We start from the raw sequence: 15,124 nt of genomic DNA, 5'->3' as shown, positions 1-15,124 counted from the left end.
CAAAAGCGTTAGAGTAGAGACGTTCCCGTCGTCTCACCGTTGGAGGCACCGTGCCCCGCACGCTCTCGGAAGTCGTCTTCGTCGATGGGGTTCGCACCCCGTTCGGCAAGGCCGGGGAGAAGGGCATCTTCGCCCAGACCCGCGCCGACGACCTCGTCATCAAATGCATTCGTGACCTGCTGCGCCGCAACCCGCAGCTGCCGGCCGAGAAGGTCGAAGAGGTCGCCATCGCCGCGACCACCCAGATCGGCGACCAGGGTCTGACCCTGGGCCGCACCGCCGCGTTGTTGTCCGGTCTGCCCAAGTCCACCCCCGGCTACTCGGTGGACCGGATGTGCGCCGGCGCCATGACCGCGGTCACTAACACCGCATCGTCGATCGCGTTCGGCGCCTACGACGTGGCCATCGCCGGTGGCGTCGAGCACATGGGCCGCCACCCGATGGGCGAGGGCGTCGACCCCAACCCGCGGATCGTGGCCGAGAAACTGGTCGACCCCTCCGCTCTGGTCATGGGCTCGACCGCTGAGAACCTGCACGACCGCTTCCCGGCCATTACCAAGGAACGCTGCGACGCGTTCGCCGTCGGCAGCCAGGAGAAGCTGGCCAAGGCCTACGCCAACGGCCAGATCCAGTCCGACCTGGTACCCGTGGCCACCCAGCACCAGGAGAAGGGCTGGGGCCTTGCGGTCCAGGACGAGCCCCCGCGTCCGGGTACGACGATGGAGTCCCTGGCCAGTCTGAAGACCCCCTTCCGCCCGCACGGCAACGTGACCGCAGGTAACGCCGCCGGCCTGAACGACGGTGCGACGGCGTGCGTCCTGGCCTCCGAAGAGGCCGCCACCGAGTTGGGCCTGCCGATCGGGATGCGACTGGTGTCGTACGCCTTCGTCGGTGTCGAACCCGAGGTCATGGGTGTCGGACCGGTTCCGGCAACCGAGAAGGCGCTGGAGAAGGCCGGTCTGCGCATCGAAGACATCGGTCTGTTCGAACTCAACGAGGCGTTCGCCGTGCAGGTGTTGGCGTTCCTTGACCACTTCGGCATCGACCAGGACGACGAGCGCGTGAACCCCTGGGGTGGCGCCATTGCGACCGGTCACCCGCTGGCCTCCTCCGGGGTGCGGCTGATGACCCAGTTGTCCCGCGAATTCGCCGAGCACCCGGAGGTCCGCTACGGCGTGACCGCGATGTGTATCGGTCTGGGCATGGGCGGCAGCGTCATCTGGGAGAACCCACACCACAAGGACTACGCCAGCAGCGTTGCGAAGAAGGAAGAGGTCGCCTGATGACTGCCACTACGACTCTGCCCACCGTCGACGAGGTCGTCACCCACGCGCACGTGCAGGACATCACCCTGCCCGGCGGTGAGGGCACCTTCGTGCTGATCACCCTCGACAACGGGTTCGATCACACCAAGCCCAACTCCATTGGCGCGCAGGGCCTCTCGGAGCTGTCCGCTGCCCTGGACACCATCGGTGAGCGCGCTGCGGCCAAGGAGATCGTCGGCGTCGGCGTCACCGGCAAGCCGTTCATCTTCGCCGTCGGCGCCGACCTGACCGCGGTTCCCGCCATCTCCGCCAAGGAGCAGGCACTGGAGATCGCCCGGATGGGTCACGAGACCTTCAGCAAGCTCGCGGACCTGCCGGTGCCGACCTTCGGCTTCATCAACGGCGCGTCGATGGGCGGCGGTGTCGAGTTGCCGCTCTACGCCGACTACCGCACCATCTCCTCCGGCGTCCCGGCCTACGCGACCCCGGAGTGCTTCCTGGGTCTGGTGCCCGGCTGGGGCGGGACCTACCTGCTGCCCCGGCTGATCGGCGTACAGAACGCGTTGACGCTGATCGTGTCCAACCCGCTGTCGAACAACCGCATGCTGAACGGCCCCTCGGCCTTCAAACTCGGGGTCGCGGACAAGATCTTCGAGCCGGTCACCTTCCTGGAGGACTCGCTGAAGTTCGCTGCCGACGTCATCGCCGGCCGCGAGCAGGTGCAGCGCCCGGAGGTCGACTTCAGCGAAGCGACCTGGGATGGCACGCTCGCCGAGGCGCGGGGGCAAGTTGACGCCCGCGTGGGCGGTGCCGCACCGGCGCCCTACCGCGCGTTGGACCTGGTGGCGCTGGCCCGTACGGCGACCCGCGAGGAAGCGTTCGAGGCCGAGAATCAGGCGCTGGGCGACCTGATCATGTCCGATGAGTTGCGCGCCGGCCTGTACTCCTTCGATCTGGTGCAGAAGCGCGCCAAGCGGCCCGCCGGCGCGCCCGACAAGGCGCTGGCGCGCAAGGTCACCAAGGTGGGCATCGTCGGGGCGGGCCTGATGGCCAGCCAGATGGCGCTGCTGTTCGCCCGGCGCTTGGGCGTTCCGGTCGTGCTGACCGACCTCGACCAGGATCGCGTCGACAAGGGTGTGGCCTACGTGCACGCCGAGGTCGACAAGTTGGCCGAGAAGGGCCGAGTCAACCCGGACAAGGCCAACTTCCTCAAGGGCATCGTGACCGGCTCGACGTCCAAGGCGGCGTTCGCCGACGCGGACTTCGTCATCGAGGCGGTCTTCGAGGAGATGTCGGTCAAGAAGACCGTCTTCGCCCAGTGCGAGGAAGTCATCTCCCCCGAGTGCATCCTGGCGACGAACACCTCCTCGCTGGACATCACCGAGATGGCGGCCGATCTGAAGCACCCGGAGCGGGTCGTCGGCTTCCACTTCTTCAACCCAGTGGCCGTGATGCCGCTGGTGGAGATCATCAAGAGCGAGCACACCGACGACGCCACTTTGGCGACGGCGTTCGCGACCGGCAAGGGTTTGGGCAAGACCTGCATCCTGGTCAAGAACTCCCCCTCGTTCGTCGTCAACCGCCTGCTGGGCCGGTTCATGGGCGAGGTCGGCAAGATCGTCGACGAGGGCACCCCGATCGAGGACGCGGACGCAGCGTTTGCCGGGATCGCCCCGATGCCGCCGTTCGTGTTGATCGGTCTGGTCGGTCCGGCGATCGCGTTGCACAACAACGAGACGCTGCACGCCGCCTTCCCGGACCGCTTCTACACCTCCCCGAACCTGGCGAAGGTGGTCGAAGCCAAGAAGCCGGGCTTCTACGGTCCGGATGGCAAGGTCGACCCGTCGGTGCTCGAACTGTTCGACGCGCCGGCAAACCCGGTCGTGCTGACCAGCGACCAGGTGCGCGAGCGCACGCTGGACGTTCTTGCCGAAGAGGTCGGCCTGATGCTCAAGGAAGGTGTCGTCGCGGCTCCCCAGGACATCGACCTGGCCATGATCACCGGCGCCGGCTTCCCGTTCTGGAACGGTGGCGTGACGCCGCTGCTGGACCGGCTCGGGGTCTCCGAGAAGGTCAACGGTCAGCGGTTCCTGCCGCCGGGCGTCGCCTCACTCCCGGCTGGCTCGTGATCTTCGTCATACCACCTGGGGCATATGACCCACTCTGAAGAGGCCGATCGCTCGACACACGCGTGTCGGGCGATCGGCTTTATCTCATATATGAGTTACATTGGTCCGCATGACCGACACCTTGACGACTACTGCATCCGAGACGACGGCGCAGACGCTGTCGCGCATCGGGGGTCTCGTCCGTGACGCGCGGATGCACAAGAAGCTGACGCAGGCGGAGCTGGCTGAGGCGCTGCAGACCTCCCAGAGCGCGATCGCGCGCATCGAGCAGGGTAAGCAGAACGTCAGCCTGGAGATGCTGACCCGGATCAGCGAGGCATTGGATACCGACGTGGTCGGTCTGCCCGATCCGAACCGGCCGATCAATCTGCGGATCACCGGTGGTCGTCAGCTGTCCGGCACGATCAATGTCCGCTCCAGCAAGAACGCCGGTGTCGCCTGCCTGTGCGCCGCGTTGCTGAACAAGGGCAAGACGACGCTGCGCAGCCTGGCCCGGATCGAAGAGGTCAACCGGATCACCGAGGTCCTCAACTCCATCGGAGTGAAGACCCGCTGGCTGCCGGATTCTTCCGATCTGGAGATCACTCCCCCGGCCCGGCTGGATCTGGACGCGATGGATGAAGCCGCGGCTCGGCGTACGCGCACCATCTTGATGTTCCTCGGCCCGCTGCTGCACGAGTTCGACGAGTTCAAGCTGCCGATGCAGGGCGGCTGCGACCTGGGTGAGCGCACCGTGGAGCCGCACCTGCACGCGTTGCGTTCGTTCGGTCTGAACGTGCACGCCACGTCCGGTTACTACAACGCGGAAGTGGACCGCGCGGTGCACCCGACCAAGCCGATCATCCTGATCGAGCGTGGTGACACGGTCACCGAGAACGCCCTGTTCGCCGCGGCGCGCTACCCGGGCACCACCATCATCCGCAACGCCAGCCCGAACTACATGGTCCAGGACCTGTGCTACTTCCTGCGTGAACTCGGCGTCGAGGTGGACGGCATCGGATCCACGACGCTGACCGTGCGCGGGGTCGAAGAGATCGACGTGGACATCGAATACAGCCCCTCGGAGGACCCGATCGAGGCGATGTCCCTGCTGACCGCCGCGATCGTCACCGACTCGGTGATCACCATCCGTCGGGTGCCGATCGAGTTCATGGAGATCGAGCTGACGATCCTGGCGGACATGGGTCTGAAGTACCAGATCAGCGAGGAGTACACCTCGGCCAACGGCGCGACGCGGCTGGTGGACCTGACCACAGTGCCCTCCACGCTGACCGCGCCGAAGGACAAGATCCACCCGATGCCGTTCCCGGGCGTCAACATCGACAACCTGCCGTTCTTCGCGGTGATCGCTGCGATGGCCGAGGGCGAGACGTTGATCCACGACTGGGTCTACGAGAACCGCGCGATCTACCTGACGGAGCTGAACACCCTGGGCGCCAGCGTGCGGTTGATGGACCCGCACAAGGTGCTGATCAACGGCCCGACACCGAAGTGGCGCTCCGCGGAGATCATGTGCCCGCCGGCGTTGCGTCCCGGTGTCGTGATCCTGCTGGCGATGCTGGCTGCGCCGGGTGAGTCGGTGCTGCGCAACATCTACGTGATCAACCGCGGTTACGAGGAGTTGTTCTCGCGGCTGAACGAGTTGGGTGCGGACATCCAGGCCTTCCGCGACTAAGGAAGAGCGAGCGCGGAGGTGTCGACGGAGCGAAGCGGAGTAGGCGCCGGAGCAGCGAGGTCGACGAGTCGCGGCATAAGCTCAGCGATTAGTCACGGTCTTCACCTCCGCTAAAAAGCGGAGGAATTTAAATCCGTTCGTACGACGTGACGTAGGTCACGTTTGCGGCACGCTGGTCCCATGGCAACCCTTCTGCGATCCGCCGAACTGACGGGGACGCTACAACTGCTTGACCTGACCGCGCCCGCCGCGGCCCGGTTGCTGGAGATCGACCTGCCGCGCCTTCACCGGATCCTGTCCGGTGACGAGCGCCTCCCCGACGACCTACACGAAGTCATCGAAGCCATCGGCCGATTCACCGACGCCGTGGTGGCCGGCATGGCCACACAGAAGCGGGTGCGGGTCTACACCGACGACCGCGCCTTCATCCGTGCGCTGCCGCGGTACGCGGGCTACACCGCGTCCTGGCACCGCACGGCAGCCGCGCGAGCCGCCGTGCGCAATCCGGACCTGGAGGTCACGTTCGGCTGAGCGGTCAGCACGCGTGTCGGGGCTGGTCGTGACCATTTCCCGATCATTGAGTGACACGCGTCGAGCGTATCCGGGCGCGACATAATCCCTGGGTGAGCGGTTTCCTGGACTGGCCCGCCCCGATCGCGATGGCGCATCGTGGCTTCTCCCGCGAGGGTTTGGAGAACTCCCGGGTCGCCTTCGCGGCGGCCGTGGAACTGGGCTACCGGTACGTCGAGACCGACGTGCACGCGACCGCCGACGGCGTTCTGGTCGCGTTCCATGACACCACTCTCGACCGGGTCAGCGACGGGTCAGGTGCGATCAACGCGTTGCCGTGGAGCGTCGTACGCCAAGCCCGGATCGGGGGAACCCAGCCGGTCCCCACGCTGGATGAGTTGTTCGAAACCTGGCCCGACGTGCGGGTGAACATCGACTGCAAGGCGAGTACGGCGATCGGCCCGTTGGCAGCGACCATCGAGAAGCACCGGGCGCACGACCGCGTCTGTGTCGCAGCCTTCTCCGACAGCCGGCGTCGCGCCGTGCTTGCCCGGCTGTCCCGACCGGTGGTGACGTCGGCCGGACAGTCCGTCATCGCGGGCGCGAAGTTGCTTCGCTGGACACCGTTGCGGCGCAGGCCATTCGGCGATGTGAACATCTTGCAGATCCCCGAGCAGCACGGTCGCCTGCGCATCCTGACGCCGTCACTGTTGGCCCGAGCACACGCCGCTGGCGTCAAGGTGCATGTGTGGACCGTCAACGATGCCGACGCGATGCACCGGCTGCTCGACGAGGGTGTCGACGGCATCCTGACCGATCGCGCGGACCTGTTGAAGCAGGTCCTGCAGGATCGAGGCCAATGGGCGTAGTCCTGACGGATGCGCCTTAGGGTTGGCAGCCGGGGACCACCCGCAACCTGGCGTCTTACGCTCTCCGCCATGACCGCCAGCGATCAGGTGCAAGCTCACCGCCGTCGGTTGTCGTACGTCGGTTTCGCGGCCATCGTGATCGGCTATCTGGCCGTGATCAAAGGTAGCGGCTTCGTGGTCAGCCGGATCTGGGATGTCCACACGACGTACGCGACCCGTGACGTGATCCTGGGCTGTGGCTCCCGCTGGGCGCCGCGCTGGTCTACACCTACGCCTGGGTGGCCTGGCTCGGCTGGCGACGCCCGGTCCTGCACGACGCTCACCCGACGCAGCGCTGGGTGTGGGCGGTCCCGGCCATCTTCCTGGTCTGCATCGCCCTGGCCATCGACTACCCCGCACTGTCCAAGACCTCGGTCAGTTATGTCCTCGCCCTCCTCGTAGCAACGCAGATCGTCGGCTGGGGCGAGGAGGGGATGTTCCGCGGCATCGGCGTAGTCACGTTGCGCGACCATCAACTCTCCGAAGGCAAAGTCGCGCTGTGGTCAAGCGTGGTGTTCGGTGCGGTCCACATCAGCAATGCGCTCACCGGCAATCTCAGCCAAGCCCTTCCGCAGGCCATCGTGGTCAGCTTCGCCGGATACTTCTTCTACCTGATCCGCCGGGTCAGCCGAGGCAATGTCCTCAACTCGGTCATCCACGGCCTGTTCGACTTCTCGGTGATCTCCGGCACGGGTGTGCTCGCCAACCAGCACGCCTATGTGGGTTCGGGCGCGGCCATCCTGGCCTACCTGGTGGTCGGAATCCTGCTCATCGTCCGCCGCCATCACATCGAACCGGCTAGTGTCCGCCGGGCGTAGCCGCGGCGATGTGCGCCCGGTCGATGGCCATCTGCAACCACCGACCAGGACGCTGGGCCCATTCGGTCTCGGCCGGATCCAGATCAACCAGAGCGCGTTCCCAGGAGAGCGCCCGCGACACGGGCACGACCAGTAGCGCATCGTTGACCAGGGTTCGCAAGGTCGCGTCATCGGCGTAGGCACGCCAGGGCAGCAGGTACGCCGTGAGCAGTTCCTCGTGTTCGGGGCCCACCGGCCAGGCGAGGTCATCGTCGAACTGGTCCAACCCCACCTGCGTCGAGGCGAACGGATGCCCGAAGTGGCTATCACCCCAGTCGTAGAACCGAGCCCCATCAACCGCTTCCGCGGTGTCCGCGGCCAGGAACACATTCCACGGGTGCAGATCGTCATGCTGGATCGACAGCGGTACCGGACCCGACGCGAGGCGGGCTGCCGCAGCGCGCACCACGTCGCGTGCGACGAGATCGTCTGTGCGCGAGTCGAATTCGTCGGCAACCAGCAACGGTGGGTAGGTGGGGGCCGGCAGGACGATACCTGTCTGCGCGACCGAGACTTGCAACTCGGCGTACCTGGTGAGCACGGCCGCCCACCGACGGCGGAGGTTCTGTGCGGCGACCACCTCCCCCAGCACCGGCCCGTAGTCGGGGCTGATGAACTCCCCCGCGTCGTTGGCCGCCCAGTGCGGCGCGACGCGATCATCGTCGTGCTCGGCCAGCGCACTGATCAGGTCGGCCTCAAACCGGTTGGGTGTCACGTTGGCTTTGTACCAACCAACGCCGTTGGATCGGCCGGAGTAGCAGAACCGCAGATTTGCCGACCACGGTTGCACCCGAATGGTTTCCAGCGGACCTGTCCGACGCAATCCGCGCGCCGCGAGCGTCTCATCGACGAACGCGGTCGCCTGGGCGTGCCAGGGCTCGGAGCGCCACAACGCGCTTCCGGCCGGCATGCTCAGAGCAGGTCGGCGATCAGCTTCGTGGCGATCACATCAGGGGTCAACCCGATGGCGTCGAGCACCTGACCGCGGGAGGCGTGCTGGAGGAATTCCTGTGGCACTCCGAAGGTGCGCAACGGCGTGCGCACGGTGGACTCACGAAGGGCGAAACTCAGCGCCTGCCCCACGCCATTGGTGACCAGACCGTCTTCGATCACCACGACCTGACCGGCGGTTCGTGCCTCATCGACCAGCGCAGAAGAGATGGGCAGCACCCACCGTGGATCCACAACGCGGGACGTAATGCCCTGTGCCGCAAGCTTTTCTGCCACACCCAGGGCCGTCGCACACATCGCGCCGACGCCCACCAACAGCACGTCCGGCGCGTCCGGGGTGTCGCGCAGGATGTCCAGACCGCCACGCTGTGCGACCGCGGTCAATGGCTCGGCGACGTCACCCTTGGGGAACCGCACCACCGTCGGCGCGTCGTCGACGTCCAGCGCCTCACGCACCTGGCGCACGACCTGCTCACCGTCACGGGGAGCGGCCAGGCGTAACCCCGGCACGATGGAGGCGATCGCCATATCCCACATGCCGTTGTGGGAGGGACCGTCCGAGCCGGTGATCCCGGCGCGGTCCAACACCAAGGTGATGCCCTGCTTGTGCAGCGCAGCCTCCATCAGCAACTGGTCGAACGCCCGGTTGAGGAAGGTCGAATAGATCGCGACGATCGGATGCATCCCGCCGAAGGACAGACCGGCGGCCATGGTGATCGCGTGCTGCTCGGCGATGCCGACATCGAAGACCCGCTCGGGGTAGGCGGCAGCAAACTTGTCCAACCCGACCGGGATCAGCATCGCGGCGGTGATCGCCACGACATCGGGGCGCTCCTTGCCGATCCGCACCATCTCGTCGGCGAATTCGTCGGTCCAGATGCGGCCCGATACCTCGAAGGGCAGGCCCGTCTCCGGGTTGATCTTGCCGATGCCGTGCATGTGATCGGCCAGGTCCTCCAGCGCTGGCTGGTAGCCGCGACCCTTCTGGGTGATGACGTGCACGAGCACCGGCCCACCAAAATCCCGCGCCCGGGTCAACGCCTGTTCGACGGCAGGGATGTCGTGTCCATCCACCGGCCCGACGTACTTCAGACCCAGATCCTCGAACATCCCCTGCGGGGCGACAATATCCTTCAGGCCTTTCTTGACCCCGTGCAGCGTCTCGAACATCGCCTGCCCGACCACGGGTGTGTGCTGCAAAGTGTCCTTGCCCCAGTCCAACATCCGCTCATACGTGCGCGTCGTCCGCAGCGCCGCCAGATGGTCGGCCAGTCCGCCGATGGTGGGAGCGTAGGAGCGTTCGTTGTCGTTGACGACGATGACCAACGGGAGGTCTTTGTCGACCGCGATGTTGTTCAGGGCCTCCCAGGCCATCCCCCCGGTGAGCGCGCCGTCGCCGATCACAGCGACCGTGTGCCGGTCACCCTGCCCCGACAACACCCGCGCCTTGGCGATGCCTTCCGCCCAGGACAGCGAGGTGGACGCGTGCGAGCTCTCGACGACATCGTGCACCGACTCCGCGCGACTGGGGTAGCCCGACAGACCGCCCTGCTTCTTGAGCTTGGAGAAGTCGCGGCGTCCGGTGAGCAGTTTATGGACGTAGGACTGGTGGCCGGTGTCCAACACGATCGCGTCCCGCGGGCTGTCGAACACCCGGTGCAGCGCGATGGTGAGTTCCACGACGCCGAGGTTGGGTCCGAGGTGCCCACCGGTGCGTGACACCGAGTCCACCAGGAACGCCCGGATCTCAGCAGCGAGATCGTCCAATCGCTCCGCCGGGATCGCCTTGACGTCGGCCGGGCCGTCGATGCCCTCCAGAAGTCCCACGGTCAGCGCACACCTTTCGTCGTGAGTCTCCTGAGTCTACGACGAGAGCCAGCCTGGACCGGTCAGCTGCCGATCGACGTACGCCGAGTGGTTCAGTTCGCGGGCAACGGGGCCACGCCGGCGGGCTCGGGGCCGTTGTAACGGCGCAGCACACGGCGCCGGTAGTCATTACCCCAGCGCTCCAGGCGGTCCTTGCCCGCCGCGCCGCGCCCCCGCACCCGGTACCGCCAGGTGTTGCCCGCCACCGCCATCGCGAACGCCCAGGGCACCCGCACGGGTAGACCCAGATCGCGCATGCTGGCCGGGCCCAGGAAGAGCGTCATCATGCTGAGCAACCGGCGCGGCGCATAGACGCGTTGCCAGGCGGGCCACCTCTCGAAGTCCAGGTCCGGCTGGATCGCCACGATGCTCTGGCTGAGTTGCCGCCCGGCGTCGGTCTGCCCGTTCTGGGCGAGCAACAGGTGATAGCTGAACGCGTACTGCTCCCGTTCGTCGGCGAACAGCCACTGCTCGTCCACGCCCATCAGCCACCCGACGTACCGCCACAAGTGCATGACCGCTGCGGCTTCGGCGTCGCTGAGTGGAACACCCAGGGCACGTACGCCGATCAGCACCGTCCCGCTGAACAGGCACAGGGTGGACGCCTGGTCGGACTGGTTGATCGGCTCGCCCCAGCGGGCCCTGTTCCACGCCGGATCATCGGCGAACCGGCGGTTGACCATCGCGTGCATCAGGCGCACATGCAGCGTCGAGCACCAGCCGGGCGCGCCCGGCCGCAGGGCGTCGTGCTCGGTGACCAGCATCGTCCAGTGCTGGGTCTCTGCCAGCCGGCGCCGGGTCATATCCCCCACCAGGCCGCCGGTCGCCACCAGCAGGTCCGTGGGTCCGCCGAAGCGATAACCGCCGATCAGCGACAGTTGCAGCAGCACGTCACCGGCGTTGCGACCCAGCCGCCGGTAGATCCGGGCTCCCTCGTTGACCGTGTCCCAGTCGAGCCAAGCCGGGGCAGGCGTGACCGCGGCCAGGAACTCCCGAATCGGCTCGGGCGTGTCGTCCTGCACACCGTCGCGCAGCACCGCCTCGAACTGCGCGTGCGTGATCCGCTCCGGGCCCCGCGTGGTCATCGCAGCGGCCAGCTGCGCACCGACCTGATCGATCCGGGTGAAGCCGGTGCCGATCTCGCGCATCAGGTCCTCGTCGACCTCCTGGACGGTCGCCAGGCGGGCCAGCACTTTGCCCAACCTGCGCCCGCGTTGCTCCTGCGCGCGATACCGGCGCGGGGCCAGGGTCGGCGTTGTGACGTCGGTCATACTGAGAACCGTGACACGAGCAATTACTCGCATACAAGTCGCGCATGGCGACCGCAGCTGACCGGATGCGGCGCCAGCCGCAGCAACCGCGCTCGCGGGCGATGGTCGACCGGATCGTCGAAGCGGCTCGCGATCTGCTCGTAGCCGACGGACTGGCCCGGCTGACCACCAACCGCATCGCCGAGCGCGCCGGGATCAGCCCCGGTTCGCTCTACCAGTACTTCCCGGACAAGGCGGCGATCGTCTCCGCGGTCGTCGACCGCTACTCCGCGCAGATCGGTGACGAGGTCGCCGCCGCCTACCTCGAGGCCATGCACCTACCGGTGCCCGAACTACTGCACGCGGCGTTCACCGCGTTGTTGGAAGTTCTGACGCGACACCGTGAGTACGTGCGGGTCGTCCGCCTCGAGTTGCCACAGTCGCAGGTCGCCGGACACGTGCAACTGGTCGAGCGCCGGATCGAAGACCTGGTCGCCGTCTACTTGACCGCGACCGGCGGCACGTCGGCCCGGCTGCCCGCGGCCAGCAGTGCGTGGCTGTTGGTGCGATTGGTGGAGCACCTCTGCGTGCAGTGGGTGCTCGAGCAACCCGCGATCGACCAGCAGACCTTCGTCGCGGAACTGACACTACTCACGCAGGCCCATCTCGACCGGTAACCCCTCAGCCGCCGCTCGCAACGATGGTGCCGACTGTGATCAGCAGGATGACGACCACGAAGGCGATAGAGATCGTCTTGCCCGCGGGACTGCCGAAGTTCACCGTGAACCCCACACCCGTGCGCTTGGGGACGAACGCCGCCGGGTCATCGCGGTTGACGTAGACCAGGCCGCCCTTCCAGTGCGCATCATCGTCCGGTGCGTCCGGCCCGCTGCCCGGCGCTGCGGGCTGCCGGCGCAATTTCTGCATTGCGACGATCACGCTGATCAGGACACCGAGCAGGACGACGGCGACCATCGCGAGGGTGACGGCGGCGACGGCCGCCGACGAACCGCCCAGATAGATCGTCACGCTGATGGCCGCAACCACGACAGCCACCAACACCGCGCTGACATTGAGCACCCATTGCGTGAGGTGGGTCAGCATCCGCGCCCGGTCGGCTCCCGCATCGGAAGTGCCGTCGGCGTATTGGCGAGTGCCGTGTCGAAGCGTAATCCACTGCAGGACAGCGAGTCCCGCTATCACGATGACCATGATGATCAGCGGACCGAAGACGCTCCACACGGTCTTGTCGGCATAGGAGTCAGCGTGTCCGTCGCCGCCGAAGTGGGTGGGGTACGGCGAGGGCAGCCGGTCCCAGCGCGTAGCGCCAATGACAGCGGTTACCGCCAGCACGACCCCGGCCACGGCATACCCCCACCACAGCTGCCGCACTTTCTGGGGTGTCGCTGGGGCCACCATGGCGACGGAAACGTCGTCGTACCAGCGCTGTTCCGCCTTCGCCCGCATGATCGATCGGCGGCATGCGGCCCAGGCCACCGCCGCGACCAGGAGCAGGAGCAGTGGCAGCAGCGATGCGATCACCACTGCGTGCGTGGAGAGGATCAGCGCGAGGGCCACGGCGACCGCGGTGGCGACGAGCACCATCGCTTCGAAGCGCCGCACGGCCCTGCGAACGACGGGATCGTCGCGGCGACCGCTGGGGACGTTCACGCCCAGCGGGACATCGGGCCGCGAGAGTCGGGGCACCAGCGCGATGCTGATACCGATGACGGCTGCGACGAGCGCATTGACCAACGACAACATCTCAGTTCCTCTCCAGGTCAGCCAGGACCTCGGCAACGATCCGACGGATCCGGTCGGCCGGCATCCCTCGCGCATAGGCACGGGCGATGACCGTCTCGAGGTCGGCACGCCAGCGCAGCTCGATCGCCGGATCGTCAATGTCCGCAGGGGTTTCCGGGTCCACGGCAATCACCGAGCCGGACTTTGCTGCAGTCCGCAGGTAGCCGTCGGCGCGCAGGTCGTCGTACGCCTTGACAACGGTCGCCGGACTGATCCCGAAACTGGCACTCAGTTGGCGCACCGACGCGAGCGCTTCGCCGGCGCGTAATCTGCGCCGAGCGATGGCCACGATGATCTGATCCCGGATCTGCACGTACATCGGGACGTCGCTCGTGGGGTCCAGAGTGATCAGCACGCACAAACCTCCTGTATCTGTACCTGTAATACTAGTACAGATACAGGAGGTTGTATAGGTCCAACCTATACAGATGTCACCGTCGCGGGCGCAGCCACGTCGGGTGAATGACGTACGCCGTTCCACCGCTGGCGGCGAGCCAGACCTTCTCGTACTGGTCGCGACGGTAGGTCGTGCGCACGGCGTCGTCGGACTTGATCAGATGGCTGGCCGGGTCGTTGACCACCACGTCGCCCGTGTCGGTGAATCCGGCCAGCACGATCAGGTGCCCGTCGGTGCTGTAACCGGCACCGTCCAACTCCCCCGGCTCGAACGCGACCGAGGTGATCAACGGAATGCCTGCCCGGATGAAGGGTTCGGCTTCGCGTAGGTTGCGCAGCCGGGTGACGTACCCCTCCAAGCCGTACCGGCCGGCGTACGCCGTGTTGAAGGGCCAGTTGCCGCATCCTTCGTACGCCGCGTCGTAGGTGTTGCGCGCGGCGTACGCCACCTGGGGGTCCACTTTGGGCTCCACCCAGGCAAGATCCTTAGCGCTCGGGCCCTTATGCCAATAAGCAACCACCATGGACGTCGAGGTCGGGGAACACCACGCCTCTCCCCCGTTGTCCCACTGCGGATACTGACCCTCGTGCAGCTCCTGGGAATAGGTCGGCACCGGCAGGGCAACGCCCCTACGCAGGCCGAACGAACTGGTGGCCGGTACGTCGTCCGGCAGGTTCGAGGCCACGGCGCCGAAGAAGCGGACGGTGGGGGTCAGGTGCGTTCCAGCCCTGCGCATCAACAGGATTCGCAACTGCACCTTGCCGAAGGTGTGGTCGTCGTACAGGTGCAGGGTGTCGGTCCACACGGTCGCGATGTCGGTGCCCTGCCCGTCAACGGACGTGCGGCTGATCGCACCACCATCGGCCAGGTCGTTGCTGCACCAGCGGCCGAGCACGAACCAATCGGACGTCGCGCCGGTCTCGTCGACGCCACGCACCTGCGACTCGATCCAGGTGCCGTTCGGGGTCTCGGCGTTCCACGAACTGATCAACTCGGTGAGCCCGAATCCCTGGCTGAGCCACGGCGAGGTCCAGGAACCGTAGTCGTAGGTGACAGTTTTGCTGCCTGCCGCCAGGTCGGCGTACTTGCGTTGCTTGGTGGGGTGCAACAGACGCAACCCGGCGGCCGAGGGCAGTACACCGTCGCGGCTGCCCCGCAGGAAGTCGAAGGGCGCCCGGAAGTGGTGGTTGGCAATCTTCTGATCCCTGCCGGTGACGGCCCGGGTCGTGGCGGATGCGGCGCTGGACGGCCCGGCGAGCAGCAGGCCGCCGGCAGCCATGGCACCACCGCCGATCACCAGCTGCCGGCGGCTGAGACGCGGAAGAGCTACCGGAGCAACGCTGCTGCGGACGGACTGACGGGACGATGAAGCAGGCACGATGGGACCTCCGGTCAGGAAATTGTTTCCAGTTATCTATGAGACACCGAAAGTTCTTACGATGGGGTCTTTCGGACCGAAAATTTCTGCCCCTTAACCAGTCGACACCTACCTGGTCCGGCCGTGATGATGAGC

The 15,124-nt window shown here is 66.6% G+C and carries 13 protein-coding genes; 7 read left to right on the top strand and 6 right to left on the bottom strand.

Annotated features, from left to right (window positions below):
- The first annotated feature begins 50 nt into the window (after positions 1-50).
- From DR843_RS05085 to DR843_RS05060, 6 genes are all read left to right on the top strand, one after another.
- Complete coding sequence (locus DR843_RS05085; protein WP_109684392.1) at positions 51-1,283, top strand: thiolase family protein; 1,233 nt, start codon at positions 51-53, stop codon at positions 1,281-1,283.
- Complete coding sequence (locus DR843_RS05080) at positions 1,283-3,394, top strand: 3-hydroxyacyl-CoA dehydrogenase NAD-binding domain-containing protein (RefSeq protein ID WP_109684391.1); 2,112 nt, start codon at positions 1,283-1,285, stop codon at positions 3,392-3,394. Before DR843_RS05085 ends, DR843_RS05080 begins: the two co-directional genes overlap by 1 nt.
- 109 nt (positions 3,395-3,503) lie before the next feature.
- Complete coding sequence (locus DR843_RS05075; RefSeq protein WP_109684390.1) at positions 3,504-5,069, top strand: helix-turn-helix domain-containing protein; 1,566 nt, start codon at positions 3,504-3,506, stop codon at positions 5,067-5,069.
- 180 nt (positions 5,070-5,249) lie between these two features.
- Positions 5,250-5,600, top strand: coding sequence for a hypothetical protein (locus tag DR843_RS05070; RefSeq protein ID WP_109684389.1), 351 nt, complete (start codon positions 5,250-5,252; stop codon positions 5,598-5,600).
- A 92-nt stretch (positions 5,601-5,692) separates the two neighbouring features.
- Positions 5,693-6,448 (top strand): glycerophosphodiester phosphodiesterase family protein, encoded by a 756-nt coding sequence (locus tag DR843_RS05065; RefSeq protein WP_245933999.1) that lies wholly within the window; start codon positions 5,693-5,695, stop codon positions 6,446-6,448.
- A gap of 278 nt (positions 6,449-6,726) precedes the next feature.
- Positions 6,727-7,305: a CPBP family intramembrane glutamic endopeptidase gene (locus tag DR843_RS05060; protein ID WP_211310183.1), complete on the top strand. Its 579-nt coding sequence runs from the start codon at positions 6,727-6,729 to the stop codon at positions 7,303-7,305.
- Here DR843_RS05060 and DR843_RS05055 read toward each other — a convergent pair.
- The 3 genes from DR843_RS05055 to DR843_RS05045 all read right to left on the bottom strand — a co-directional run bounded on the left by DR843_RS05055 (position 7,286) and on the right by DR843_RS05045 (position 11,432).
- Positions 7,286-8,254: a phosphotransferase gene (locus DR843_RS05055; protein WP_109684388.1), complete on the bottom strand. Its 969-nt coding sequence runs from the start codon at positions 8,252-8,254 to the stop codon at positions 7,286-7,288. The two genes, DR843_RS05060 and DR843_RS05055, sit on opposite strands and share 20 nt — an antisense overlap.
- Before the next feature lie 2 nt (positions 8,255-8,256).
- Complete coding sequence (gene dxs, locus DR843_RS05050) at positions 8,257-10,122, bottom strand: 1-deoxy-D-xylulose-5-phosphate synthase (RefSeq protein WP_109684387.1); 1,866 nt, start codon at positions 10,120-10,122, stop codon at positions 8,257-8,259.
- A 92-nt stretch (positions 10,123-10,214) separates the two neighbouring features.
- Positions 10,215-11,432, bottom strand: coding sequence for an oxygenase MpaB family protein (locus DR843_RS05045; protein WP_109684386.1), 1,218 nt, complete (start codon positions 11,430-11,432; stop codon positions 10,215-10,217).
- Positions 11,433-11,476: 44 nt separating this feature from the next.
- Between DR843_RS05045 and DR843_RS05040 the strand changes: the two genes are divergently transcribed.
- The gene (locus tag DR843_RS05040; RefSeq protein WP_109684385.1) at positions 11,477-12,088 is read left to right on the top strand and encodes a TetR/AcrR family transcriptional regulator; all 612 of its coding nucleotides are present in this window, start codon (positions 11,477-11,479) and stop codon (positions 12,086-12,088) included.
- 4 nt (positions 12,089-12,092) lie between these two features.
- On the opposite strand, the gene DR843_RS05035 is transcribed toward DR843_RS05040, so the two are convergent.
- The 3 genes from DR843_RS05035 to DR843_RS05025 all read right to left on the bottom strand — a co-directional run bounded on the left by DR843_RS05035 (position 12,093) and on the right by DR843_RS05025 (position 14,989).
- Positions 12,093-13,175, bottom strand: a complete 1,083-nt coding sequence (locus DR843_RS05035; protein ID WP_170119748.1) for a DUF1648 domain-containing protein — start codon at positions 13,173-13,175, stop codon at positions 12,093-12,095.
- A gap of 1 nt (position 13,176) precedes the next feature.
- Entirely contained in the window at positions 13,177-13,569 is a 393-nt protein-coding gene (locus DR843_RS05030) for a GntR family transcriptional regulator (RefSeq protein ID WP_109684383.1), read from the bottom strand.
- A gap of 76 nt (positions 13,570-13,645) precedes the next feature.
- Positions 13,646-14,989 carry a C39 family peptidase gene (locus DR843_RS05025; RefSeq protein WP_245933998.1) on the bottom strand — a complete coding sequence of 448 codons (1,344 nt, stop codon included), beginning with the start codon at positions 14,987-14,989 and terminating at the stop codon, positions 13,646-13,648.
- Positions 14,990-15,124: the final 135 nt, after the last annotated feature.

It is taken from the genome of Branchiibius hedensis, from assembly GCF_900108585.1.
GTDB lineage: Bacteria > Actinomycetota > Actinomycetes > Actinomycetales > Dermatophilaceae > Branchiibius > Branchiibius hedensis.
This window is presented reverse-complemented; position numbering and strand designations above follow the sequence as displayed.

Excerpts from the sequence above, each read along its gene's own strand:
- DR843_RS05080 (WP_109684391.1), top strand. The coding sequence starts at position 1,283 with ATGACTGCCACTACGACTCTGCCCACCGTCGACGAGGTCGTCACCCAC.
- DR843_RS05075 (WP_109684390.1), top strand. The coding sequence starts at position 3,504 with ATGACCGACACCTTGACGACTACTGCATCCGAGACGACGGCGCAGACG.
- DR843_RS05070 (WP_109684389.1), top strand. The coding sequence starts at position 5,250 with ATGGCAACCCTTCTGCGATCCGCCGAACTGACGGGGACGCTACAACTG.
- DR843_RS05055 (WP_109684388.1), bottom strand. The coding sequence starts at position 8,254 with ATGCCGGCCGGAAGCGCGTTGTGGCGCTCCGAGCCCTGGCACGCCCAG.
- DR843_RS05045 (WP_109684386.1), bottom strand. The coding sequence starts at position 11,432 with ATGACCGACGTCACAACGCCGACCCTGGCCCCGCGCCGGTATCGCGCG.
- DR843_RS05040 (WP_109684385.1), top strand. The coding sequence starts at position 11,477 with ATGGCGACCGCAGCTGACCGGATGCGGCGCCAGCCGCAGCAACCGCGC.
- DR843_RS05035 (WP_170119748.1), bottom strand. The coding sequence starts at position 13,175 with ATGTTGTCGTTGGTCAATGCGCTCGTCGCAGCCGTCATCGGTATCAGC.